The following is a 23647-nucleotide window of genomic DNA, read 5'->3' on the forward strand; positions in this document are numbered from 1 at the left end:
ATCCCCATCAACGACAACGAGGAGACCTCTTGAAAACGACCCGCACCCTTCGACTGAATGCCCTGTGCGCCGGCCTGCTGGCGCTGTGCGCCGCGCCCGCCGCCTTCGCGCAGAGCAGCGTCACCGTCTACGGCATCGCCGACGTGCTGATGGAATACCGCGACCACATGAACGCGGCCGGCGACCACCGCTTCGGCGTCACCTCGGGCGGCATGAACACCTCGCGCTGGGGCCTGCGCGGCAGCGAGGACCTGGGGGGCGGCCTCAAGGCCGTGTTCCAGCTCGAGGCCGAGGTCGGCATGGACACCGGCGCGGCGGGCTCGTCGTTCTGGGGGCGCCAGGCCAACGTCGGGCTGGACGGCGACTTCGGGCGCGTGATCGTCGGCCGCTCGTACTCGACGACCTATGACTTCATGCTGCCCTTCGACCCGATGGGCTACGCGCCGTTCTACTCCTGGGCCACCTCCGGCGGCCAGATCGCGACCCTGCCGCGCAAGGACGGCATGGTCACCGGCGTGTCCAACCTGATCAAGTACCAGGGGACCTTCGGGCCGGTGAAGCTCGGCGCGACGTATGCGCTGGGCGAGGTGGCGGGCTCGGATTCGGCGGGGCGCTTCTTCTCGCTGGCGGGTGGCTACACGGCGGGGCCGTTCGCGGCGGCGCTGGTGGTGGACCAGCGTAATGGCTCCACCATCGCGGCCAACGGCCGCTACGACAAGGAGAAGGCGCTGCATTGGGGCGTCTCCTATGACTGGAAGCCGGTCAAGCTGTTCCTGGCGCAGCGCGTCTACAAGAAGGAATTCGCCACCGGCGGCGCCAACGCCAAGAGCACGATGACCTGGCTGGGCGCGACCTGGCAGGCCACGCCGGCGATCAGCCTGACACCGGCCGTCTACTTCCAGAACATCTCCAGCGGCGCCAGCGGCACCGACGATCCGCGCCTCTTCGCGCTGCGCGCCAAGTACGAACTGTCCAAGCGCACCAGCCTGTACGCGGTGGCTTCGACCGCCAAGTCCGGCGATGGCGGCGTGGTCAGCGTCTCGCGTGATGACAACGGCTTCGCTGATTCGCAGTCCAGCGTCGGGTTGGGGATCCAGCACCGGTTCTGATCGGGCGGGCCCTCACCCCAACCCTCTCCCGCAAGCGGGAGAGGGGGTCATACCGGCCAGCGGCTCTCTCTCTTACACCCTCTCCCGCGGAGTGGGAGAGGGAGGGGTGAGGGCCAGCGGCGGTGGTAGTGCAGGAGCGCTGGACACGGTTGCTCTCCCGCAAGCGGGAGAGGAGCAAGAAGCAGCGGGCGGTGCCTCGCCGCCGCGGTGCCTTGGTGCCGAAGTGCTTCGGTGCCGCGATGCCCCGCTGCGGCGCCTCAGGCCGCGGGCGAGGGCTGGCCTGGCAGCAGGCCTTCGCCGCGCAGCCGGGCCAGCACGTCGAAGAGCAGGTCGCTGCGGATGCCGTAGGCGGCGCGCGGCGAGTTCACGAATCCCGAGGCGTTGAGCACCAGGTTCGTCCCGTCCACGCCGTCGAGCTGGACGTTGGGCGCCGGCGTCGCCAGCACGCCCGGATGCGCCTCGAACGAGGCCAGCACCAGCGCCTTCACCCGGTCGATGTCGGTGGCCAGCGGCATCGGCAGCTTGAACTGCACCATGCCCAGCGACTCGCCGTAGGTGACGTTGCGCACGATCTTGGTGATGAACTCCGAGTTCGGCACGATGACCGTCGAGCGGTCGCCCATCTGGATCTCCGTCGAGCGCACGCTGATGCGGCGGATGTCGCCCTCGACGCCGGAAAGCGAAACCCAGTCGCCCACCTTCACCGGCCGCTCGGCCAGCAGGATCAGGCCGGAGACGAAGTTCTGCACGATGGACTGCAGGCCGAAGCCGATGCCCACCGACAGCGCGCTGGCCACCCAGGCCACGCTCTGCAGGCTGAACTCCATCGCGGTCAGCGAGGCGGCGATCGCCAGGACCGTGCCCATGTAGCCGAACAGCGTCGTCGCCGATGAGCGCATGCCCGCGTCCATCCGCGTGGTGGGCATGTAGCGCGTCGACAGCCATCCCTTGAGCCCCCGCACCGCGCCCAGGCCCAGCAGCAGCACCGCCAGACCCTGCAGCAGTTCCAGCGGGCGCAGCGTCAGGCCGCCGATCGCCAGGCCGTCCGCCACCTTGCCGGACCGCCGCACCAGGTCCAGCGGGCCCTCGCCATAGGGCGCCAGGAGCAGCAGCAGCGCCAGGAAGGCGATCGCGATGCGGCACAGGCCCGAGAGCAGCAGCGCGGTCTGCTCGCGGGTGCGCGGCGGCGCCGGGGCCTCGTCGGGCGCCGCGGCGGGCTTGCCGTCGGGCTTGGGCACCGCGGGCAGGGGCGCCAGCAGCGTCATGAACAGGTCGTCGACCAGCGCGCTCGCCAGGTAGGCGCCGCCCAGCACGATGAGCGCCCAGACGAACTGGTTCATCGCGAACACGGCCAGCGACACGAAGCCCAGCAGCAGCGCCAGCACCGCGGCGGTCAGCAGCAGCCACACGCCGGCGCGCAGCACCGACAGCCAAAGGGGGCGGATGGCGAGCTCGGCCGACCGGGGCGCGCCATCGGCGTCCTTTGATCCGGCCGTCTTCCCGGGCGCTTTCCCGGACGCGTCCCCAGGCGCATCCACGGGCGCACCGCGTCTTGGCAACTGTCTGGCCGCCAGGGCCAGCACCGCCACGAAGGTGAGGGCCGCCAGCGCATGCGCGGCGCCGGTCCAGGCCAGGCTGATCTCCAGCGTCGCCGCCGTCCGGGAGGTCAACCAGCCCAGCATCGCCGCGGCGGCCAGCGTGTGCGGGAACCAGGCCAGCCGCGCGGCCGTCTCATCCGGCGCGGGCAGCAGGCGCCACGAGGGCTTGCGCGGCATCAGCGCGGCGGCGCCCAGGCCCGCGACGAAGCCGCCGAACCAGACGATGGCCTCGACCGTGTCCAGCCAGCCGGCCAGCACCGGCGCCACCGGCGCCGTGGCGCCCAGCGTCAGCATCAGGCCGTGGACGATCAGGCCGGGTCGCAGCGTGCGCAGCGTCACCAGGCTCACCGCGTAAAGCGAGCGCCGCAACCGCCCTGGCGGCACGCGGGTCGCGCACAAGTGGGCGATGAGGCGCAGCAGCGCGTGGGTGACGAGCAGCACCAGGGCCGCCGCGCCCGCCAGCACCAGCCAGCCCCGGGCCGGCACGGCGCGCCAGAGATCGGCCAGCGACTGCCAGAACGTGCGCACCCGCGCCAGGTCGTCCGGCCCCTCGCGGGCCAGTCCGGTCCAGAAACTCGATTGCAGCGGGGACGGCACGCGCTCTCCCAGCCGCGCGCCCAGTTGCATCCGGCGGTTCTGCTCGGCGCCGGCGATTGCCTGGCCGGCCTCCACGGCGGTGAGCTTGGCGAGCTTGACCTGCGCGTCGGTGTCGGCGATCTCCCGCGCCAGCTGCGCGCGCTGAGCGGCAAGCTCGGGCGGCTCCTTCGCGCCCGCCGGCGCGTCGCCCAGCTGGGCCAGCCGCGCGCGGGCGTCGGTCAGCCGCGGCTCCAGCGCCGCCGACGCCTCCTCGGCGCGCGACTGCACCGACAGCGCCTGCTTGCGCAAATCCTGCAGGTCGGCCTCGTCGTCCAGCCCCTTGTCCTGCTGCCGCTGCAGCTGGGCCAGGTCCTTGCGCGCGGCCTCCAGCACCTTGTCGGGATCGACGGGCGCGCTCGGCGCCTCCTGCGCCCAGGCCGTCGACGCCGCCGTCAGCAGGCCCAACATCCATGTCGCGAGAAGCCGCGACAGCCATCCGGTCGACACCGTCATCCCGATCCATTCATCAGCGCAGGTGCCGCCCGCGGGGCAATCGGCTTGCCCGGGCCGGTCACGCGGCACCGGACTTTGGTCACTGGCTCCGCCCGGGGGCGCGGCTAGCCTGCGGTCTGCTTCGAAAGGGAGACACCCCATGCACCTGCTGCGAATCAACGCGGACTGGGCCCGGCAGATCGCGACGCTGCGCGACGCGACCACCGAGGAAACCCACCTGATCCGCTTCGACAACGGCTTCTATCGCATCTGCCGGCCCGGCCACGGGCAGTTCCAGGTGCTGCTCAAGCCCGGCGACGACAAGACCGGCAACGCGCCCGGCGTGCGGCTGACGCTGCAGGAGAAGGACCTCTACGTGGCCGACATCGACGGCCGCCGCTTCGAGCGTTATGCCAGCACGCTGGACCAGATGCAGCCCACGGCCAGCGGGCTCGACGCCGCGGTGCGGCGGCTGCCGCAGGCGAACGGGGAGGAGCTGTTCCGGCTGCAGTCGCTGATCGTCTTCTGCATCGCCGAGTCGCTGCGCAGCGANGTGGGGCAGATGATCCTCAGCTCCACCGCCGGGCTGCTGGGCGTCGGGCCGACGCTGCCGACGCCGCGCCTGCTCGAGCAGGCCCGGTGCTGGGGCCAGGCGAGCAACGCCGTCCATGCGGCGCTCTCGCCGGAGGCGCGGGCCATCGTCGTCAAGCGCCGGACCGAGCTGACGCCGCAGCAGCGGCAGTTCAGTGAGCGCGTGGACATGGGGCGCATCGAAGCCGCGCTGCAGGAGCGGGCGAGGGCGGTGAAGGTGCTCAAGCGGCCTGATTGATCCTGCGCCGGCGCCCGTTTGGGCGCATGGCGTGCAATGGGCCGGCACGGCGTCGGACTCCCCGCGCCTCGCCCAGCGGCGCGGCGGGAGCGGGTAGAGTCGCCGCCATCGTTCACCCCCGCCCGCCGCCGTCGCGTCCGCTTCGGCCCCGTGGGCGATGCCACGAGGACCCGCCATGACGACGCCTTCCTATCCCGATGTCCGCCTGCTGATCGCCAACGAATGGGTCGATGCGGCCGGCGGCAAGACCATCGACGTGCGCAACCCGGCCACCGGTGCCGTCATCGGCAAGGTCGCCCATGCCGGCCAGGTCGACCTGGACCGCGCGCTCGAAGCTGCCCGCAAGGGCTTCGAGGCCTGGCGCCAGGTGTCCGCGCATGAGCGCGCCGCCACCATGCGTCGCGCCGCCGCGCTGCTGCGCGAACGCGCGGCCGACATCGCCCGGCTGCTGACGCAGGAGCAAGGCAAGCCGGTGGCCGAGGCCAAGGTCGAGGTGCTGGCCGGCGCCGACATCATCGAGTGGTTCGCCGACGAAGGCCGCCGCGTCTATGGGCGCATCGTGCCGTCGCGCAACCTGGCGGCGCAGCAGCTGGTGCTGAAGGAACCGGTCGGTCCGGTGGCCGCCTTCACGCCGTGGAACTTCCCGGTCAACCAGATCGTGCGCAAGCTCGGCGCGGCCCTGGCCACCGGATGCTCCTTCCTCGTGAAGGCGCCCGAGGAAACGCCGGCATCCCCGGCGGCGCTCCTGCAGACCTTCGTCGACGCCGGCGTGCCGCCCGGCACGGTCGGGCTGGTCTTTGGCGATCCGGCCGAGATCTCCAGCTACCTCATTCCCCACCCGGTCATCCGCAAGGTCACCTTCACCGGATCGACACCGGTGGGCAAGCAGCTGGCGGCGCTGGCCGGCGCCCACATGAAGCGCGTCACGATGGAGCTCGGCGGTCATGCGCCGGTGATCGTGGCGGAGGACGCCGATGTCGCGCTGGCGGTCAAGGCCGCCGGCGGCGCGAAGTTCCGCAACGCGGGACAGGTCTGCATCTCGCCCACGCGCTTCCTGGTCCACAACAGCCTGAAGGACGAGTTCACCGCCGCGATGGTCAAGCATGCGCAGGGGTTGAAGCTCGGCGACGGCCTCGCCGAAGGCACGACGCTCGGCCCCCTGGCGAACGAGCGGCGCGTCGTCGCGATGTCCAAGATCGTCGCCGAGGCGCGGGAGCGCGGCGCCAAGATCGCCACCGGCGGGGAGCGCGTCGGGACGGCGGGCAACTTCTTCGCGCCCACCATCCTGGCGGACGTGCCGCTGGACGCCTCGGTCTTCAACGATGAGCCTTTCGGGCCGATCGCGGCGATTCGCGGCTTCGACACGCTCGAGGACGCCATCGCGGAAGCCAACCGGCTGCCCTTCGGCCTGGCCGGTTATGCCTTCACCAAGTCGATCAAGAACGCCCATCTGCTCGCGCAGCGCGTCGAGGTCGGGATGCTCTGGATCAACCAGCCGGCCACGCCGTCCGCCGAGATGCCCTTCGGCGGCGTCAAGGATTCGGGCTATGGGTCGGAAGGCGGCCCCGAGGCGCTCGAGGCCTACCTGAACACCAAGGCGGTGTCGCTGCTCGGCGTCTGAAGACCTTCTCGCCAGGTCTCGCAGCGGTCGGCCGGCAGTCCCCGGCCGGCCACGACCGCCACGCCAGGTGAACGGCGGCAGGAGTCAACGGCTCCTTGGATGCGGGGACTGCTGCCCGTCAGCGCGTATTTGGTCCGGCGTGAGGCGCCTCAGGCTTGAGCGGACGCGGCGGCATGATCCCTGGCCTCGAACGTGCCAGGGCTTGCGGTGACGTCCACCACCCAGAGCAGCTGGCTCAGCGCCCGGTTGGAGGCCCAGTCGTCTTCAAACCGCTGCATCAGCATCGACGCCTCGCTCCAGCGGTCCATCGAGAAGCCCCAGACCGTGAACCAGAGGTGGCGACGACCCGTGTCGACGTCGTGGTAGACGGCAATGCTGATCTGCCGATCGCCGACGTGTCGGATCAACAGCTGCATGAGCGCTTCCAGCTCGACGCGCGAGAACTCGTGGTACCTCCCGAGATGCCACGCCAGGATGTCCTCGTGGTCCGGCGTGCCGCGCAGCGCCTGCAGGTTGTAGGGCCACTCGTTGGGCGAGCACGGATCCCGGGAGGGACAGAACTCGTAGGGCGACTGTCCCTTGCTGTAGACCCACACCGTCCCGGGCCGAGGCCCGGTCCGATCACTCTGCTGCGCGCTCAAATGCGGCGCCTCCCTGCACTCGACTTGCTTCAACATCGCTACTGCCTTTCGCCGTCATCGACCCCATGCCGATGGAAGCTGCCCATTCTCGAAATCGAGGCGGGTTTCGCCATGACTCAAACTGGTTCTCGAGGGGGGAGAGAAGAGGGGCCACCTTCTGGGGGAAGCCCGGGTGGGGCGCGATTCGCGTCGGCGATCAAGCCACCCAGCGCGGCCACCACACCGTGATCACGCCCTGCAGGCAGATCCACCCCCAGAGCAGCAGCACCGACTCGCGGGTGGCGTGCTGGCGGGGACGGACCAGGCCGCTGGCGATGCGCACGCCGTAGTACAGCGCCAGCAGCGCTGCCACCACGATCTGCAGCCCTTGCAGCGCGTGCAGCGCGGCGAGCGTGCCCGTCCATGCGTCCAGCGTGGGGGGGCGGTCGGCCGGCCATGCGGCCCTTAACCCCGCGTGGAAGGCCCATGCCGCCAGGGCGAAGGCGGGCAGCAGCAACGCGCTTCGCCAGGCCGGCACCGGCGCGCGCCAGGCGCCGCGGCCGGTCCATGCCACCAGCAGCGCGCTGAGCACGAACCCCAGCGTCTGCAGCCAGAGCGCGTCGACGTCCGCCAGGCCGACTCCGGGCGGCGGGCAGACATCCAGGCGCATCGCGACATGCAGGTGCGCGAAGGCCATCGACGCGAAGATCGTCGCCTCGACCACGATGAGGATCACCACGCCCCAGAACGACGGCGACTGCCGGCCCGATGCGCCCAGCGGCAGCAGCACGCCGTCCGCCGCCTGCGCGTCCTCGGCGGCCGGCGCCCGGTCCGTCTGCCACAGCCAGGCCCAGATCGCCACCAGCGCGAGCACGCCGCCCGCCACCGTCCCGCCCACCTGCTTGACGGTCATCAGCAGGAAGAAGGCCGCCGTGCCGATCGCGGCCAGCAAGGGCCACAGGCTGTCGCCGGCCAGCACGACCACGCGCAGCGGATGGGCCCGGATCGGGCTGGTGATCAAGGTCTCCCGGCCGCCGGTCACCGTGCCGGGCAACCAGTGCGCGCCGGCCTCGACCTCCTCATGCAGCTCGGGCCGGTGCCACAGCGGCTCGTGATGCTCGACATGCGGAATGCTGCGGGTGCCGTAGGCCTCGCTCGGCAGCCACTCCAGCGTCGACGAGCGCCAGGGGTCCTTGTGCGCCTGCTCCGGGCCGCGCTGGCTGCGGACCAGGTCGACGACGAACAGCAGCACCCCCGCCGCGATGACGACCGCGCCGATCGACGACAGCAGGTTGGGCGCCTCCAGTCCCAGGCCCGCCGGATAGGTGTGGACGCGGCGCGGCATGCCCAGCATGCCTGCCAGGTGCATCGGGAAGAAGGTCAGGTGGAAGCCGCCGAAGACGAGCCCGAAGACCCAGCGGCCGGCCCGCTCCGACAGCGCGCGCCCCTTCCACAGCGGCATCCAGTGGTAGAGGGCCGCGAACATCGGCAGCACCATGCCGCCGATCAGCACGTAATGGAAATGCGCGACGACGAAGTAGGTGTCATGGACCTGCCAGTCGATCGGCAGCAGCGCCAGCATCACGCCGGTGAGCCCGCCCAGCACGAAGGTCACCAGGAAGCCGACCAGGAACCAGGTCGCCGTCGTCCACCTCAGGCGGCCGCGCCACAGCGTCCCGATCCACGCGAAGATCTGCAGCGCCCCGGGGATCGCGATCGCGACGCTGAAGATCGACACCAGGCTCAGTCCCAGCCCGCCCAGCCCCGCGGTGAACATGTGGTGCAGCCAGAGCAGGAAGCTGACCGCGCCGATGGCGATCAGCGCCGCGGTGACCGCATGCCGGCCGATCAGCGAGGTCCTCGCCAGCGCCGGCACCATGGTCGACACCAGCCCCGCCGCCGGCAGGAAGATGATGTAGACCTCCGGGTGGCCGAAGAACCAGAACAGGTGCTGCCACAGCAGCGGATCGCCGCCCCGCGTCGCGTCGAAGATCGGCCAGTCGAAGGCCCGCTCGAGCTCCAGCAGCGCCGTACCGGCGATCACCGCCGGGAAGGCCAGCACGATCATCAGGCCCACCACCAGCATCGCCCAGGCATAAACCGGCATGCGGCCCAGGCTCATGCCGGGCGCCCGCGTCATCAGGATGCCGGTGATCAGCTCGATGGCGCCGGCGATGGCGGAGATCTCGATGAAGCCGATGCCCAGCAGCCAGAAGTCGGCGTTCAGGCCTGGCGAGTAGCGCGAGCCGCTCAGCGGCGGATACATGAACCAGCCCGAGTCCGGCGCCAGCTGCCAGAACAGGGTGGCGTAGAAGGCCAGCCCGCCGATCGCGTACATCCAGTAGGAATAGGCGGACAGGCGCGGGAAGGGCAGGTCGCGCGCGCCCAGCATGTTGGGCAGCAGGTAGACGGCGATCGCCTCCACCATCGGCACGGCGAAGAGGAACATCATCACCGTGCCATGCATGGTGAACAGCTGCTGGAACAGCGGCGCGTCGATCAGCGTCTGCGACGGGGCGGCCAGCTGCGCCCGCATCAGCAGCGCCAGCACGCCGCCCAGCAGCAGGAAGACGAAGGCCGTCGCGATGTAGAGCTTGCCAATGAAGACGTTGTTGACGCTGCCGACGACGCGCCAACCCGATGGCCGCGTCCAGGCGGCGCGCAGTCGCTCCAGCTCACCGGCCGGGCGGGGAAGGCGGTTGTCGGGTCGCATCGCGGGCGGCGCGCGCGGCGCCGGTGACCCTACTGCCGCTGTTGCCGTCGGCGGCGCGGACGGGGCGGGCGCGTCGGCGGTGTCCGTCATGGTGTCAGGGCGACCAGGGGCCGCTCGGTCCCGGCGCCGCCGGGCGGCGGTCCGGCGAGGTACTCGACCAGCGCGTCGACCTCGTCCGCCCGCAGGTGCCGGTAGCTCGGCATCCGCGCGCCGGGCTTGACCTGCTGCACGTCGGCGATCCACTGGCGCAGTGCCGTGCGGGGATCACCCAGCGGATCGCGGTTGCGCAGCGCGCCCGCGCCCAGCCACAGCCGACTCGCCACATGGGTGAGGTCCGGCCCCAGCGGCGGACGATCCGGCGCGCCCGTGGCGTCCGCTGCGGTCGAGGCGGTGCCCGGCCCACCGCCGCCGCGCACCGCGTGGCAGGCGATGCAGCCCTGGTCGCGGAACAGCGCCGCGCCGCGCAAGGCCGCGCGCGAGGCCGGCGGCGGCGCCGCGTCGGACTGGGCGCGCCGCCAGCGTTCGAAGTCCGCCGGCGGCATCGCGACGACCTGCAGCACCATCGCCGCATGCTGCGTGCCGCAGTACTCGGAGCACGGCCCGCGGTACACGCCGGGACGATCGGCGGTGAAGGTCAGGCGGTTCAGCCGCCCCGGCACCAGGTCCACCTTGCCGCCCAGCGCCGGCACCCAGTAGCTGTGGATGACGTCGTCCGAGGCCAGCGTCAGCGCGACCGGGCGCCCGACCGGCACCCGCAGCTCGTTGGCGGCGGCGAAGCCGGGGACGCCGTGCTCCGGCGCATAGGCCAGCGACCACCACCACAGGTGGCCCGTCACGGTCACGCGCAATGCGTCGGCGGGGGCCGGCTCGTCGAGGCCGCGCGCGTGGCGCTCGCCGTGCAACAGCAGGCCGCCGAAGACCAGCACCGGCAGCACCAGCCCGCCGCCCCAGAGCCAGAAAGCGGTGGCCACCGGCCGCCGGCCCTTCCACCAGAGCGCCGCCGCGAGGCAGCCCATCGCCAGGACGAAGGCCAGGGCGCAGACGCCCAGCGCCGTGTGCATGACCTCCGCCAGCGCCCGCGCCTCGGGACCGGCCGGCCGGAGCATGCCGCCCGCGCTCATTGCAGCGACATCAGGTAGCCGGCGATGTCGCGCGCGTCGCGCTCGGACAGGCCGAGCCGCGGCATCGTCGTGCCCGGCAGCATCCCGGGCGGGTCCAGCAGCCAGCGCTGCAGGGTTTCCGGCGTGTTGGGCAGCTGCCCGGCGATGTAGCTGCGCCGGCCGAAGCGCGCCAGCTCGGGCGCGCGCTGCGCGCCGCCGGGCACGCCCGGCACGGCATGGCAGCTGCCGCACTGGTAATGCGCCATCAGCGTGCGCCCGCGCGCCAGGTCCGCCGTGTCGACCTGCCAGCGTCGCAGCGGCTCGTCCGGGGCGGGGCCGCAGCCCGTCAGTCCAAGCACCAGCAGGACCGCCGACGCGGGGGCGGACAGGCGGGCGGCGAGCCGGGCGAACGCGCAGCCGATGCGAAGCCCGGCTTGGCGCCCGGCGAGCGGCCGTAGCCGGCACGCCACGTCCGGCTCGGACCCGTGGGCGACGACCGGCACGGACAGCGGCTCGCCGTCGCGCGCGCTCACGGACAGGGCGGGAGAAGAAGGGCAAGGACGCTGCATGCGCGCTCCCCGGCACACGAAGTGCCTGCCCGGGCAGGGGTCCGGCATCGCGCTTGCCTCGCTGCCGCCATGAGCGATCCGCCGCGCCGCCTCTCCCCCGCGAAAGCCGCCTGGTCGGCCCTGGCCGTGGCGGCGGCGCTCGGGCTCGCCGGGGCCGCCGCCTTCGTCGGGCTCGGCATTTACGACGTGTCGGCGACGGGGCCGCATCTGCAGCCGGTGCATTCCTTGCTGGAATTCGCGCTCAAGCGGGCGGTGCAGAGGCGGGCGGAGGCGCATCCGCCGCCGCCGGACCTGCTGACCCGCGAGCGCGTGATGCAGGGGGCCGCCTGCTTCCGCGAGCACTGCGTCACCTGCCACGGCGCGCCCGGCGTCGCGCCGGAACCCTTCGCGCTGGGCATGCAGCCGGTGCCCAGCTCGCTGATCGAAGCCACCCGGCACTGGCGCCGCCAGGACCTGTACTGGATCACCCGCAACGGCATCAAGATGAGCGGCATGCCGGCCTGGGAGTACCGCCTCGACGACGGCGAGCTCTGGTCGGTGGTCGCCTTCCTCGACGCGCTGCCGCTGATGACGCCGGACCAGTACCGGGCCTTGGTCGGAACAGGGCAGGGCGACGCCTCGCGCAGCGGCGTCGCGGCCGCCCCCGCCCTCGGCGCCGCCCTGGCCCCTGCGTCCACGCGGCGCTGCGGGGCGCTGGTCGAGGCGCCGGCGCCGCTGACGCCGGCGTTGTCCACCGCGGAGCTCGCCCGGCGAGCGTTCCGTCAGCACGGCTGCACCGCCTGTCACGCGATTCCCGGCGTGGTCGGTCCGGACACGTCCAACGGGCCGCGGCTCAGCGGCCTGGCGGGCCGGGACCGCATCGGCGGCAAGGCCTTCCCGACCGAGGACGGACTGGCCGCATGGATCCGCGATCCCCAGGCGATCGACGCCCACACCGCCATGCCGACGCTGGGCATCAGCGAGACGCAGGCGCGGCTGATGGCGCGCTACCTGCTGACCCACTGACGCGCGCGGCTCTCGCCGCCGGCCCTGATTGCCTGCCCTCGTTGCCGGCTCTTGTTGCCGCCTCTTGTTGCCGGCTCTTGTTGCCGGCTCTTGTTGCCGGCTCTCGCTGCGGGCTCTCGCTGCGGGCCCTCGTTCCCAAGCGTCACTTCTCCAGGATGAAGGACCCGATCACCAGCGCATCCAGCGGCGTGCTGAAGAAGGCCTCGAGCGCCGCCTTGGGCGTGCCCACGATCGGCTCGCCGCGCACGTTGAACGAGGTGTTCACTAGCACCGGCACGCCGGTGCGCTCGCCCACGGCCTGGAGCAGGTCGTGGAAGACCGGGTTGGTGGCGGCGTCCACCGTCTGCACGCGCGCGGTCCGGTCGGTGTGCAAGGCCGAGGGGATGCGCTCGCCGCGTCCGGGCTTGACGTTGTAGACGAACAGCATGAACGGCGACTCGCCGCCGTTGGCCTCGGCCGGCTCGAACCAGTCGGCCAGGTCCTCGCGATTGACGGCGGGCGCCACCGGTCGGAAGTCCTCCCGGTCCTTGAGCTCGTTGAGCCGCGCCTGCATCGCCGGATCGACCGGCGAGGCCAGCAGCGAGCGCGCCCCCAGCGCGCGCGGCCCGAACTCCATCCGGCCCTGGAACCAGCCGATGATCTTGTTCCCGGCCAGCAGCGTGGCGGTCTCGGCCGCCACGTTCTCGACCTTGCGATAGCGCAGCTGCGCCCACTGCAGCAGCGCCTCGATCTCCTCGTCCGAATAAGCCGGGCCGAGGTAGGCATGGTCCATCTGCCAGCGGCGCTCGGCCAGCAGGACGGTGCCGTCGGTCGACGTGTCCGTCCCGCGGTCCGCCTGGCCGGAGCGCGCCAGCGCGTCCACCCACAGCGCCGCGCCCAGCGCGGTGCCGGCGTCGCCGGCGGCCGGCTGCACCCAGACCTCGCGGAAGATGCCCGCGTCGCGCAGCCGCGAATTCATGACGCAGTTCAGGGCGACGCCGCCGGCCATCGCCAGCCGGTCCTCACCGGTGCGCTCGCGCAGCCAGACCGCCAGCCGCAGCGCCGTCTCCTCCAGCACGTCCTGCAGCGAGGCCGCCAGGTCGAGGTAGGCCTCGCCCATCGCCGACCCCGGCACCCGGGCCGGGCCGAAACGCGCCGTCAGGTCCAGCGGCAGCGTGCGGTACTGGCCGTCGGCGTCCACCACCAGGTGCTCGCGCAGCAGGTCCGCATACCGCGGCGTGCCCAGCGCGGCCATGGCCATGACCTTGTACTCGTCGCTCGAATGAAGGAAGCCCAGGTGCGAGGTCACCCGCTCGTACAGCAGACCCAGCGAATGCGGCACATGGACCTCGCCCAGCGCCTCGTAGCGGTGGTCGCGGTAGCGGCCATAGCAGGTGCTGGCCTGTTCGCCGCGGCCGTCCAGGGTCATCACCGCGCAGCTCGAGAACGGCGCGGCGAGGAAGGCGCTGGCCTGGTGGCACAGGTGATGCGGCACGAAATGCCAGCGGTAGGGCGCATCGGCATGCCGCACCCCGGCGAAGCGCTTGCGCAGGTGATGCGGCACCGCGTCGGTCAGCAGCCGCGGCGCGCTCATCACATAGGCGGCGAACAGCGGGTCCCACGGGTTCTCCCAGGGCCCGGCCTCGAAGTCCGACGGCTGCAGCGGCAGGGTGAAGCGGCCGTCCGGCGCGCGGTCGCCGAGGAAGCGCCGCGGATCGAAGCTGTAGGCCACATGCGCCAGATCGCCGAGCGTCGCGCCAGCTTCCTTCAGGCAGAAGTCGATGGCGTGATAGGGCAGCTCCCAGGCCGTGAAGGGCACCGGCCGCTTGCCGTGCTTCACCCGCGTGAAGCGTTCCTCTTCGGCCGCCGCGATCACCTCGCCGTCGACCATCAGGGCCGCGGCCGAGTCGTGGAAGCTCGCATTGATGCCCAGCGTCAGCAGGCGTCGGGGGGAAGTCGCAGTCATGGAAGCTCCGTGAGGGTTGAGAACGAAGGTGCGAAGGGGCGGAATCGAGGCGACCGTCGTGGCGAGCGAGGAGGGCGGAAGAGCGGTGACGAGGGCGGACGAGGGCCGCGCTCAGGCGGGCACTCTCGCGAGGTCATGCAGCGTCCGCACCAGTTCCTCGGGCACGACCGGCTTGGCCAGGTGGCGCTGGAAGCCGGCGACCAGCGCGCGCAGTCGGTCCTCGGGCTGCGCCATGCCGGTGAGCGCGATGGCCGGCAGGCGCCGGCCCAGCGGCACCTCGCGCCGCGCCTCCAGGTCGCGCAGCGCCCGTACCACCGCATGGCCGTCTTCCGGCCCGAGCGCGATGTCGCAGACCAGGACATGCGGCCACGCGTCGGGCGGGCGCTCGGCCAGGCGTCGCAGCGCCTCGTGGCCGGTGGTCAGGCGCTCGGTCCGCGCGCCGTCGTGCTCCAGCAGCGCGCCCAGCGAATCGAGCGCGTCCTCGTCGTCGTCCACACACATCACGTTCAGGCCGGCCAGGGGATGCCCGTCCAGGCCGAACACCGTCTCCAGCGCCGTCTCCTCGCGGTCGAGCGCGGCCTGCGCCAGCGCGGGCGGCGCGGCGCGCAGCTCGTCCTCGGACAGGCGCGCCTCGGCCAGCGCCGGCAGCGGGAAGTCGACGACGTACTGCTGGAAGCCGGCCTCCACGTCTCGATCGATCGCCAGGTGACCGCCAGCCTCGCCGACCAGCGAGCGCAGCTCCAGCGTGTCCGGCGGGCCGACGCCCGGATCGAGGCGGCCGTGGAAGCCGACCGTCAACTGACTGCTCCGGTCGACGCGCCGCAGCCGGCCTTCCATGCGGCCGCGGGTGGCGCCGCGCAGCGCCAGCAGGCACATCAGCTGCACGATGCGCGCGATGCGGCTGGCGTCGCCATGAACGCTGGCGACGTTCAGGTCGACGTCGGTGAAGACATCGATGTCGGCGTCGGCCACCGTGTCGCGCAGGCCGTCCAGGCTCAGCACCAGCAGGCCGGCCACGTTGACCGGGTGCTGCGCGATGCGCCGCTCCAGCGTTTCGGTCTGCTGCTGCTGGCGCTGCAGCTCCCAGAGCTGCGCATAGAGCCCGCGGCGTTCGAGCAGCTCCTCATGGCGGCCGCGCTCGACGATCTCGCCGCGGTCCATCACGATGATCTGGTCCGCGTCGACCACCGTCGACAGGCGGTGGGCGATGATCAACGAGGTGCGGTCGCGCGCGACCTCGTCCAGCGCGCCCTGGATCGCGCGCTCGGCCTTGGTGTCCAGCGCCGAGGTCGCTTCGTCGAGCACGACGATGGGCGGATTCTTCAGGAACGCGCGCGCGATGGCGATGCGCTGCTTCTCGCCGCCGGACAGCCGCGCGCCCCGTTCGCCGACGCGGGTCTCGTAGCCCTCGGGCAGCAGGCTGATGAACTCGTCGGCCTGCGCGGCCCGCGCCGCCGCGACGATCGCGGCGTGATCGGCCTCGGGCCGGCCGTAGCCGATGTTGTAGGCGATGGTGTCGTTGAACAGCACGGGGTCCTGCGGCACCACGCCGATCGCCTGCCGCAGGCTCTGCTGCGTCAGCCCGATGAGCGGGTGGCCGCCGATACTGACCTCGCCGCTGTCCGGGTCGTACATCCGCATCAAGAGGCGCGCGAGCGTGGACTTGCCCGACCCGCTGCTGCCCACCACCGCGAAGGTCTGGCCGTGCGGCACCTCCAGCGTCAGGCCCTTGAGGATCTGCCGCTGGCGGTCGTAGCCGAAGCGCACGTCGTCGAAGCGCAGCGTCGTGTCGCCGGCCGGCAGCGGCCGCGCGCCGGGGGCGTCGACGATGTCAGGCTCGCGCCCCAGCAGCGCGAACAGCACCTCGGTGTTCAGCAGCGCGTCGCGCGTTTCCCGGAACACGAAGCCCAGCGTGTTCAGCGGCAGGAAGACCTGGATCAGGTAGGCGTTCACCATGACCAGGTCGCCGATGCTCATCCGCCCCGCGACGGTGTCGATGCCGGCCAGCAGCATCACCGCGCCGACCCCGACCGCGATGATCGCCGCCTGGCCCAGGTGCAGGGCCGACAGCGTCCGCTGGCTGCCGACGCTGCCCTCGACCCACTGCGTCAGCACGCAGCCGTAGCGGTCCCGCTCGCTGTCCTCGCGGCCATGGGTTTTCACCGCTTCATAGTTCAGCAGCGTGTCGACCAGCAGGCCGTGCGCGCGCGAGTCGTATTCGTTCATCACGCGCTGGCGCGCGACGCGGGCGCGCGTCATCCAGCCGGTCCAGACGCTGTACGCCGCCATGCTGCCCGCGATGATCAGCACGAACTTGGCGCCGTAGCCGCTGAGGATGATCACCAGCACCGCGCCGAACTCGACCGCCGTCGGCACCACGGTGAACACGCCGGCGCCCAGCAGGTAGCCCAGGCCATCGGTGCCGCGCTCGACCTCGCGCACCAGCGAGCCGGTGTTGCGCTGCGCATGGAAACGCGGGCTCATCGCCAGCAGGTGGGCGAAGGCCCGTTCCGAGAAACTGCTGACCACCTGCTTGCCCACGCGTGCGAAGGCCAGGTCGCGCAGCTCGGTGAACAGCGTGCTCGCGTAGCGCAGCAGCGCGTAGCCCAGCAGCAGCCAGACCGGCACGCTGAGTCCGACCGCGAGCGCGGTTCCCGCCGAGGCGCCAGGCGTGGCCGCCTGCGTCGGCGTGAGGTGATCGACGATGGCCTTGAGCATCGCCGGCACGCCCACCGCCGCGATCTTGGAGAGGATCAGCAGCGCCAGCGCGAGCAGCGTGCGGCCGCGCCAGCGCCACAGCGCGCGTGCCAGTCCGAGGAAGACCTGGCGCGTCGGCGAAGGGGCGGGGAGTTGCGCCGCTGGAGCAGCGGCGGCGGGAGCGGAGGTGGCGTCCATCGGCGACCTCTTCGCAAGCGGGGTGCCCGGGATCTCGCGCCTACGCAGAAGCTAGCGGTACGGCATCGCCGCGATCTCCGTATCCATCGGCAATTCAAGCCGCATCGCAGACGGCAAGCGCTTCGGCAAAAGCAGCGTTGGCAAGTGCGATGCGAAGCGCTGTGCGCTGTCGCACGCAAGCGATCGACGGTCCCACGAAGCAGCGACTCCAGCAGCGCTTCGACGCGACCAACGCTGTACGGAAACGTCTCAGGACGCGGGCTTGCCGAAGCGTTGCTCACGACCATCCGCAGAGACCCTCCATGCCACAGCAGCCCCACCTCCTCGTGTTCTCGCATCTGCGCTGGGACTTCGTGTTCCAACGCCCGCAGCATCTGATGACGCGGCTCGCGAACGACTACCGCGTCATCTTCATCGAGGAGCCGCAGCACGACCCGGCGGGCCCGCCGCGCGTGGAGTCGCGCCGCGTCGGACCCGGCGGCGCGATCGAGGTGCTGGTGCCGGTCACGCCGGTGGCGACCCCCGGCTTCGACGATGCGCAGTTGCCGCTGCTGCTGCCGTTGATCGAACGCGAACTGGCCCAGCGGGAGGTGCGTGACTACGCCGTCTGGATGTACACGCCGATGGCCTTGCCCTTGATCGCCGGCATGCAGCCTCGCGCGCTGGTGTACGACTGCATGGACGAGCTGTCCGCGTTCAAGCACGCGCCGGCGCAGCTGCGGCAGCGCGAGAGCGCGCTGATGGCCTCGGCCGACCTGGTGCTGTGCGGCGGCCCGGCGCTGTACGCGGCACGGCATGGCCAGCATCCCGAACTGCACTGCCTGCCCAGCGCCGTCGACGCGGCCCATTTCGCGCCGCCGCGCAGCGCGGCGGACGACCCGCTGGCGCTGCGCGCGCAGGCGGTGCAAGGCCACATTCCGCGGCCGCGCCTGGGCTTCTTCGGCGTGATCGACGAGCGCATGGACCTGGCGCTGGTCGATGCGATCGCGGCGGCCCGGCCGGACTGGCAACTGGCGATGGTCGGGCCGGTGGTCAAGATCTCCGAGGCCGACCTGCCGCGTCGGCCTAACCTCCACTGGCTGGGCATGCAGCGCTACGAGTTGCTGCCGCACCTGCTCGCCGGATGGGATGTCTGCCTGATGCCGTTCGCGCTGAACGAGTCCACCCGCTTCATCAGCCCGACCAAGACGCTGGAGTACCTGGCCGGCGGCAAGCCGGTCGTGAGCACGCCGATCCGCGACGTGGTCGGCCTGTACGGCGACGTGGTCCGCATCGGGCACGACGCGCCGGAGTTCGTCGCCGCCTGCGAGGAACTGCTGCAGGAGGACGCCGCGTCGCGCGAGTACTGGCATGGCAGCGCGGCGGCCGTGGTCGCGGCCGCGTCGTGGGACGCCGCCGCGGGCCGCGCGCGCGACTGGCTGGCGGCGGTCCTGCGGCCGGTGGCCCCGGGCGCGCCCGTCATCGGCGCCTCGCTGCGCGCGGCCTGAGGGACCTCGGCATGATCATCGACGCGCATCTTCACTGCACCGGCCGGGAAACGACGGACGACGTGCTGCGCACGCTGGACGAAGCCGGCATCGACGTCGGCGTGCTGCTCGCGCCCTTCCTCGGGGACGGCTACTCGCTGGACGACGCGGCCTCGCTGCGCCGCGCCAACGAGCACCTGGCCCGGCTGGTGCGCCACCATCCGGACCGCCTCGTCGGTTTCGCGGTGGTGGATCCCCGCCATCCCGATGCGCCGGACGACCTGCGGCGTGCGATCGAGGACCTCGGGCTGCGGGGCTGCAAGATGGTGCCCACCGGCTGGTACCCCTACGAGGAACGGGTGCAGCCGGTCTTCGCGGTCGCCAACGAGCATGCGCTGCCGCTGCTCTTCCACAGCGGGATCTTCATCGACGGCCGCTCCGGCCGCTTCTGCCGGCCGACCTATTTCGAGGCCCTGCGCGACCACCCCCGCACCCGGGTCGCGCTGGCCCACATGGGCTGGCCCTGGACCGACGAGGCGCTCGCCGTCACCCTGATCGACCGCATCCACGGCGTGCCGCATGAGCGCGCGCAGTTCCGGCTGGACATCTCCTTCGGGCCGCCGCCGCCGTACCGGCGCGAGGTGCTGGCGCGGATGCTGGACGTGCTGGGCGCCGGCTCGCTGCAGTTCGGCAGCGACTGCTTCCTGCCTTGTTCCGGCGCGCACGTGCGCGAGCGCAAGCAGTGGGTGGTCGATCTCATGGACGAGCTGGACCTGGGCGCCGACACGCGCGAACGCCTGTGGAGCGGCACCGCCGCCGCATGGCTCGGACTGCCGGCCACGGCCGACACCCAGGCCGGCGCCCACGCCAGCACCCACGCTGGCTCCAACTCGGACCGTCCGCACGCGGGCCTGCTGGCAGGCACGGGCGGCGGCGGTGGTGGCGGTGGCGGTGGCGGTGGCGACTACGCGCCGCGCCCGTGGCGGCCGGTGTGCTGCTGAGGCCGTCTCGGACCCAGAGCGCTGCTCCTTCTCTTCCTCCACTTCGCTTCGTCACCATGGACCTTCCCTCGGACAGTCCCGTGCGCCCGGTGCCGCCGTCGCCGGCCACCCCCGCGCCCCTGCATGTGCTGGAGGTCGTCGGCAACGGCATCGTCGGCGGCATGGAACGCTGCGTGGAGCGGCTGGTGGCCGGACTGGGCGGCACGGGCGATTTCCGCTTCACCGTGCTCTGTCCATCGGAGGGCGACTTCGCGGAACGCATCCGCGCGGTCGGCGGCGAGATCGGCGTCGTCCCGATGCCCGAGGACCCGCCCTGGTCCTCGATCCAGATGGTGGCCGCGATGATCGCGGCGGAGCGGGTGGACCTGGTCCACGCGCACCTGCCCAATGCGCACCTGCTGGCGGGGCTGGCGGCGCGGCTCGCCGGCGTGCCGGCGATGACGACCATCCACGGCCGGCAGGTGATCCTGCCCGACCTGGAGATCCACCGGCTGGTGGGCAGCCACCTGAGCGTCGTCTGCCGCCAGAGTTATTACCACGCGCTCGGACTCGGCGTCGATCGCGGCCGCCTTAGCCTGGAACCCAACGGCGTGGACGTCGAGGCCTTCCGGCCCGGCGCGAGGCCGGCCGACGGCCTGCGCGCGGCGCTGGGCCTGGCGCCGGAGGCGCTGGTCGCCGGCTTCGTCGGCCGGCTGTCGCCGGAGAAGGCGCCCGAGGTCTTCGTGCGCGCCGCGGCGTTGTTGCTGCAGCGCTTGCCGGACGTGCATGCGGTGCTGGTCGGCGAGGGACCGATGAAGACGCAGCTGCGCGACGCGATCGCGGCGCAGGGCCTGGGGTCGCGCATCCATGTGATGGGCGGCGTCGACGACGTTCGCCCGGTCTTCCACGACCTCGACTTGCTGGTGTCCAGCTCCAACTCCGAGGCGATGCCGCTGGCGCTGATGGAGGGCATGGCCAGCGGCCTGCCGGTCGTGGCGACGCGCGTCGGCGGGGTGCCGGAGATCGTCGCGCACGGTAGCACTGGCTGGCTGGTGGCGCCGCGCGACTACGAAGACCTGGCCGGCCGCATGCACCAGATGCTGACGCTGCATGAGCTCCGACAGCGCATGGGGCAGGCCGCGCGGACGCGGATGGAGCGGCATCACCGGCTCGATCACGCGCTGCAGCGGCTGGCCGAGCGGATGCGCCTCCTCGCGCGGCCGGCCGCCGTCGCCCCATCGGCGCTGACGGTCGCGCGCGAGCCGCGCATGGCCGGCGGCACTGTCGGCGGCCGCAAGACCCGATGAACACGAGCCTGTCGCCACGTCGGGACAGCGGCCGTGCGAAACCCCGTCCAAACGGACGGCATGTCATTTGCCTTTCCAGAAGCGAATGCGAACAGCAGGAGCAGTCATGATCGAAGCCCCCTTGAGAGTCGCGCTGATCAGCGAACACGCCTCGCCGCTGGCCCAGCAGGGCGGCGTCGACGCTGGCGGCCAGAACGTCTACGTGTCCCATGTGGCGGCGGCGTTGGCGCGGCGCGGCCACCATGTGGACGTGCTCACCCGGCGCGACCAGCGCGCGCTGCCCACGGCCGTCGACATGCGGCCGGGCGTGCGGGTGCTCCACATCGATGCCGGGCCGCCGGAGTTCGTGCCCAAGGAGCAGCTGCTGCCCTACATGCGGGCCTTCGGCAGCGAGGCGTTGCGGCTGATGCGCCGCAGCCTGCGCTATGACGTGGTGCATGCGAACTTCTTCATGTCGGGCGTCGTGGGGCTGCGGCTGCAGCGCCAGCTGAACCTCCCGCTGGTGCAGACCTTCCACGCGCTGGGCGCGGTGCGGCGCCTGCATCAGAAGGAAGCCGACAAGTTCCCGGCCGAACGCATCGACCTGGAGCGGCGCATCGCCTGCGAGGCCGACTGCGTCATCGCCGAGTGCCCGCAGGACGCGGCCGACCTGGTCGCCCACTGCGGCGCGCCGGCCGACCGCATCGCGCAGGTGCCCTGCGGCGTGGACCTGGAGGAGTTCGGCCCGGGCGACAAGCTGCAGGCCCGTCGACGGCTGCATCTGCGCGAGGACGAGTTCATCGTGCTGCAGCTCGGCCGCCTGGTGCCGCGCAAGGGCGTGGACAACGTGATCCGCGCGGTGGCGCATCTGCACCGCATGCCGGAGCGGCGGCCGTGGCGGCTGTTGGTCGTCGGCGGTGAATCGACGCAGCCCGACGAGACCCGCACGCCGGAGATCGGACGGCTGCGCGGCATCGCGCGCGAGGCCGGCATCGAGGACCGCGTCACCTTCGTCGGCCGGCGTGACCGCGACCAGCTGCGCGACTACTACCTGGCCGCCGACGTCTTCGTGACGACGCCGTGGTACGAGCCCTTCGGCATCACGCCGCTGGAGGCCATGGCCTGCGCCACGCCGGTGATCGGCGCGGCGGTGGGCGGCATTCAGCACACCGTCGTGGACGGGCTCACCGGTTATCTGGTCCCGCCCGAGGACCCCGAGCTGCTGGCGCTGCGGCTCGACGACCTGCGCCGCCATCCCGAGATCGCCCGGCTGATGGGGCGCGCGGGGCTGCAGCGCGTGCAGCGCGAGTTCACCTGGGACGGCGTCGCCTTCAAGCTGGCCGGCGTCTACGCCCAGGTCGCCGCGCGGCGGGCGATGCAGGGCAGCTCGTCGATCCGGCTGCTGGCCGCGGCGGCCGGCCAGGCCGGTGCGGGGGCGGCGGTGCGGCACCTGGCGCGGCCGCACCTGGCCGCCGTCGGCGCGACGGACGCGGGCCATGCTGAGGTCGTCGCCATGCCGCTGGCCAATTCGGGAGGCCAGGGATGACGGTGGGGGCCGCCGCCGAGGCCCAGGCCGAACGTGTCGCCCGATGGCGCCAGGCGCGCCGCGTCCTGCTGATCCGGCTGGACAACCTCGGCGACGTGCTGATGACGACGCCAGCGCTGGCGGCGGTGCGCGAGTCGCTGCCCGAAGCCCAGCTGACGCTGCTGGCCGCGCCGTCGATGGCGGCGCTGGCGCCGCATCTGCCGGAGGTGGACCGCATCGTCGGCTTCCATGCGCCGTGGATGAAGGCCGGCGCCGACGCGTTGGCGGCTGGCGGTCTGCCGGCGGGGCGGGCGGAGCGCCAGGCCCTCGCGCAATGGGCCGACGAGGACTATGACGCGGCCATCATCTTCACCGTCTGCACGCAGAGCGTTTTTCCGGCGGCGACGATGTGCCGGCTCGCCGGCATCCCGCGCGTGCTGGGCCATGCCCGCGAGCGCGCCTATGGCCTGCTGGGCGACGAGATCCCCGATCGCGACGAGGTCGGCGACGGCATGCGCCATGAGGTCCGCCGCCAACTGGACCTGGTGGGCGCGGTGGGTTTGCGCACGCGCGACGAGCGCCTGCGCTTTCGCGTGCTCGAGGGCGACCGCGAGGCGGTTCGTCAGTGCCTGGTCGCGGCGGGCGTGGGACCGCGCCAGCCCTTCGTGGTCGTGCATCCGGGCGCGAGCGCGCCGTCGCGGCGCTATCCGGCCGACCGCCTGGGTGAATCCGCCGGCCTGTTGCGGCAGGCGATGGCGGCGCGCACCGGCGCGGGCGGCCCGGGCGATGGCCCGCCCGCGATCGTCGTGTGCGGCGGGCCGGGCGAGGAGTCGCTGGTCCAGGAGACGGTCCGGGCGCTGGCCGCGGCGGACCTGCCGGCCTCCACTGCCCGGGGCCTGGTGCTCTCGCCGCGGGTGTCGGGCGTGGGTGAACTCGCGGCGTTGATCGCCGAGGCCGATCTGCTGATCGGCAACAACAGTGGTCCGGTCCACCTTGCTGCCGCGGTCGGCACGCCGGTCGTGGACCTGTACGCGCTGACGAATCCGCAGCACACGCCGTGGTTGGTGCCGTCTCGCGTGCTGTTCCGCGACGTGCCGTGCCGCTTCTGCCAGAAGAGCCTGTGCCCCGAAGGCCACCACCGCTGCCTGAGCGGCGTGTCGCCGCGCGAGGTCGCGGCCGCGGCGATCGCCTTGATGCCAGCGCGGTTCCCGGCGGTGGTGCCGCCACCGCAGCCGACGCTGGGGGAGGCCGCATGAGTGCGGTCGTGCCGGCCCGAGGCGCGGCTGCGGCCGGCCCGGTAGCCGGCGTCGCAAGTCCC

General features: G+C 72.3%; 14 protein-coding genes and 1 pseudogene. 8 read left to right on the forward strand and 7 right to left on the reverse strand.

Annotated features, from left to right (window positions below; genetic code table 11):
• The first annotated feature begins 29 nt into the window (after nucleotides 1-29).
• On the forward strand, nucleotides 30-1109 hold the full coding sequence (locus tag ACTJKJ_RS08330; protein ID WP_440820127.1) for a porin: 1080 nt from the start codon (nucleotides 30-32) through the stop codon (nucleotides 1107-1109).
• Between the two features lie 257 nt (nucleotides 1110-1366).
• Here the strand turns inward: ACTJKJ_RS08330 and ACTJKJ_RS08335 are convergent, their stop codons facing one another.
• The gene (locus ACTJKJ_RS08335; RefSeq protein WP_440820128.1) at nucleotides 1367-3796 is read right to left on the reverse strand and encodes a DUF3772 domain-containing protein; all 2430 of its coding nucleotides are present in this window, start codon (nucleotides 3794-3796) and stop codon (nucleotides 1367-1369) included.
• Nucleotides 3797-4779: 983 nt separating this feature from the next.
• On the opposite strand from ACTJKJ_RS08335, the gene ACTJKJ_RS08340 reads away from it, so the two are divergent.
• A complete protein-coding gene (locus ACTJKJ_RS08340) occupies nucleotides 4780-6225 on the forward strand; it encodes an NAD-dependent succinate-semialdehyde dehydrogenase (RefSeq protein WP_091724503.1) in 1446 nt (481 codons plus the stop codon).
• 149 nt (nucleotides 6226-6374) lie between these two features.
• Here ACTJKJ_RS08340 and ACTJKJ_RS08345 read toward each other — a convergent pair whose 3' ends face one another.
• The 4 genes from ACTJKJ_RS08345 to ACTJKJ_RS08360 form a co-directional block, all read right to left on the reverse strand.
• A complete protein-coding gene (locus ACTJKJ_RS08345; protein ID WP_440820129.1) occupies nucleotides 6375-6902 on the reverse strand; it encodes a hypothetical protein in 528 nt (175 codons plus the stop codon).
• A 160-nt stretch (nucleotides 6903-7062) separates the two neighbouring features.
• Nucleotides 7063-9558, reverse strand: a complete 2496-nt coding sequence (locus tag ACTJKJ_RS08350) for a cbb3-type cytochrome c oxidase subunit I (RefSeq protein WP_440820130.1) — start codon at nucleotides 9556-9558, stop codon at nucleotides 7063-7065.
• A gap of 86 nt (nucleotides 9559-9644) precedes the next feature.
• Nucleotides 9645-10664 carry a cytochrome c oxidase subunit II gene (gene coxB / locus ACTJKJ_RS08355; RefSeq protein WP_440820131.1) on the reverse strand — a complete coding sequence of 340 codons (1020 nt, stop codon included), beginning with the start codon at nucleotides 10662-10664 and terminating at the stop codon, nucleotides 9645-9647.
• 11 nt (nucleotides 10665-10675) lie between these two features.
• The gene (locus tag ACTJKJ_RS08360; protein ID WP_440820132.1) at nucleotides 10676-11227 is read right to left on the reverse strand and encodes a c-type cytochrome; all 552 of its coding nucleotides are present in this window, start codon (nucleotides 11225-11227) and stop codon (nucleotides 10676-10678) included.
• Nucleotides 11228-11296: 69 nt separating this feature from the next.
• On the opposite strand from ACTJKJ_RS08360, the gene ACTJKJ_RS08365 reads away from it, so the two are divergent.
• A complete protein-coding gene (locus tag ACTJKJ_RS08365; protein WP_440820133.1) occupies nucleotides 11297-12232 on the forward strand; it encodes a c-type cytochrome in 936 nt (311 codons plus the stop codon).
• Between the two features lie 142 nt (nucleotides 12233-12374).
• On the opposite strand, the gene ACTJKJ_RS08370 is transcribed toward ACTJKJ_RS08365, so the two are convergent.
• Nucleotides 12375-14177, reverse strand: coding sequence for a carbamoyltransferase family protein (locus tag ACTJKJ_RS08370; RefSeq protein ID WP_440820134.1), 1803 nt, complete (start codon nucleotides 14175-14177; stop codon nucleotides 12375-12377).
• A 111-nt stretch (nucleotides 14178-14288) separates the two neighbouring features.
• Nucleotides 14289-17072 carry an ATP-binding cassette domain-containing protein gene (locus ACTJKJ_RS08375; RefSeq protein ID WP_440820135.1) on the reverse strand — a complete coding sequence of 928 codons (2784 nt, stop codon included), beginning with the start codon at nucleotides 17070-17072 and terminating at the stop codon, nucleotides 14289-14291.
• Between the two features lie 302 nt (nucleotides 17073-17374).
• Between ACTJKJ_RS08375 and ACTJKJ_RS08380 the strand changes: the two genes are divergently transcribed.
• From ACTJKJ_RS08380 to ACTJKJ_RS08400, 5 genes and pseudogenes are all read left to right on the forward strand, one after another.
• A complete protein-coding gene (locus tag ACTJKJ_RS08380) occupies nucleotides 17375-18559 on the forward strand; it encodes a glycosyltransferase (protein ID WP_440820136.1) in 1185 nt (394 codons plus the stop codon).
• Nucleotides 18560-18570: 11 nt separating this feature from the next.
• Nucleotides 18571-19539, forward strand: coding sequence for an amidohydrolase family protein (locus tag ACTJKJ_RS08385; protein ID WP_440820137.1), 969 nt, complete (start codon nucleotides 18571-18573; stop codon nucleotides 19537-19539).
• Between the two features lie 56 nt (nucleotides 19540-19595).
• Entirely contained in the window at nucleotides 19596-20825 is a 1230-nt protein-coding gene (locus ACTJKJ_RS08390) for a glycosyltransferase family 4 protein (RefSeq protein ID WP_440820138.1), read from the forward strand.
• A gap of 106 nt (nucleotides 20826-20931) precedes the next feature.
• A pseudogene (locus ACTJKJ_RS08395) lies at nucleotides 20932-22218 on the forward strand (glycosyltransferase family 4 protein); the annotation flags it as partial.
• 128 nt (nucleotides 22219-22346) lie between these two features.
• Nucleotides 22347-23585, forward strand: a complete 1239-nt coding sequence (locus ACTJKJ_RS08400) for a glycosyltransferase family 9 protein (RefSeq protein WP_440820139.1) — start codon at nucleotides 22347-22349, stop codon at nucleotides 23583-23585.
• The last annotated feature ends 62 nt before the right edge of the window (nucleotides 23586-23647 follow it).

Source organism: Roseateles sp. 22389 (assembly GCF_052044995.1).
Lineage (GTDB): Bacteria > Pseudomonadota > Gammaproteobacteria > Burkholderiales > Burkholderiaceae_C > Roseateles.

Bases quoted from the DNA above. Each gene is read 5' to 3' on its own strand.
- ACTJKJ_RS08370 (WP_440820134.1), bottom strand. From the start codon at position 14,177: ATGACTGCGACTTCCCCCCGACGCCTGCTGACGCTGGGCATCAATGCG.
- ACTJKJ_RS08345 (WP_440820129.1), bottom strand. From the start codon at position 6,902: ATGTTGAAGCAAGTCGAGTGCAGGGAGGCGCCGCATTTGAGCGCGCAG.
- ACTJKJ_RS08375 (WP_440820135.1), bottom strand. From the start codon at position 17,072: ATGGACGCCACCTCCGCTCCCGCCGCCGCTGCTCCAGCGGCGCAACTC.
- ACTJKJ_RS08365 (WP_440820133.1), top strand. From the start codon at position 11,297: ATGAGCGATCCGCCGCGCCGCCTCTCCCCCGCGAAAGCCGCCTGGTCG.
- ACTJKJ_RS08350 (WP_440820130.1), bottom strand. From the start codon at position 9,558: ATGCGACCCGACAACCGCCTTCCCCGCCCGGCCGGTGAGCTGGAGCGA.
- ACTJKJ_RS08340 (WP_091724503.1), top strand. From the start codon at position 4,780: ATGACGACGCCTTCCTATCCCGATGTCCGCCTGCTGATCGCCAACGAA.
- ACTJKJ_RS08390 (WP_440820138.1), top strand. From the start codon at position 19,596: ATGGACCTTCCCTCGGACAGTCCCGTGCGCCCGGTGCCGCCGTCGCCG.
- ACTJKJ_RS08335 (WP_440820128.1), bottom strand. From the start codon at position 3,796: ATGACGGTGTCGACCGGATGGCTGTCGCGGCTTCTCGCGACATGGATG.
- ACTJKJ_RS08385 (WP_440820137.1), top strand. From the start codon at position 18,571: ATGATCATCGACGCGCATCTTCACTGCACCGGCCGGGAAACGACGGAC.
- coxB (WP_440820131.1), bottom strand. From the start codon at position 10,664: ATGCTCCGGCCGGCCGGTCCCGAGGCGCGGGCGCTGGCGGAGGTCATG.
- ACTJKJ_RS08360 (WP_440820132.1), bottom strand. From the start codon at position 11,227: ATGCAGCGTCCTTGCCCTTCTTCTCCCGCCCTGTCCGTGAGCGCGCGC.
- ACTJKJ_RS08400 (WP_440820139.1), top strand. From the start codon at position 22,347: ATGACGGTGGGGGCCGCCGCCGAGGCCCAGGCCGAACGTGTCGCCCGA.
- ACTJKJ_RS08380 (WP_440820136.1), top strand. From the start codon at position 17,375: ATGCCACAGCAGCCCCACCTCCTCGTGTTCTCGCATCTGCGCTGGGAC.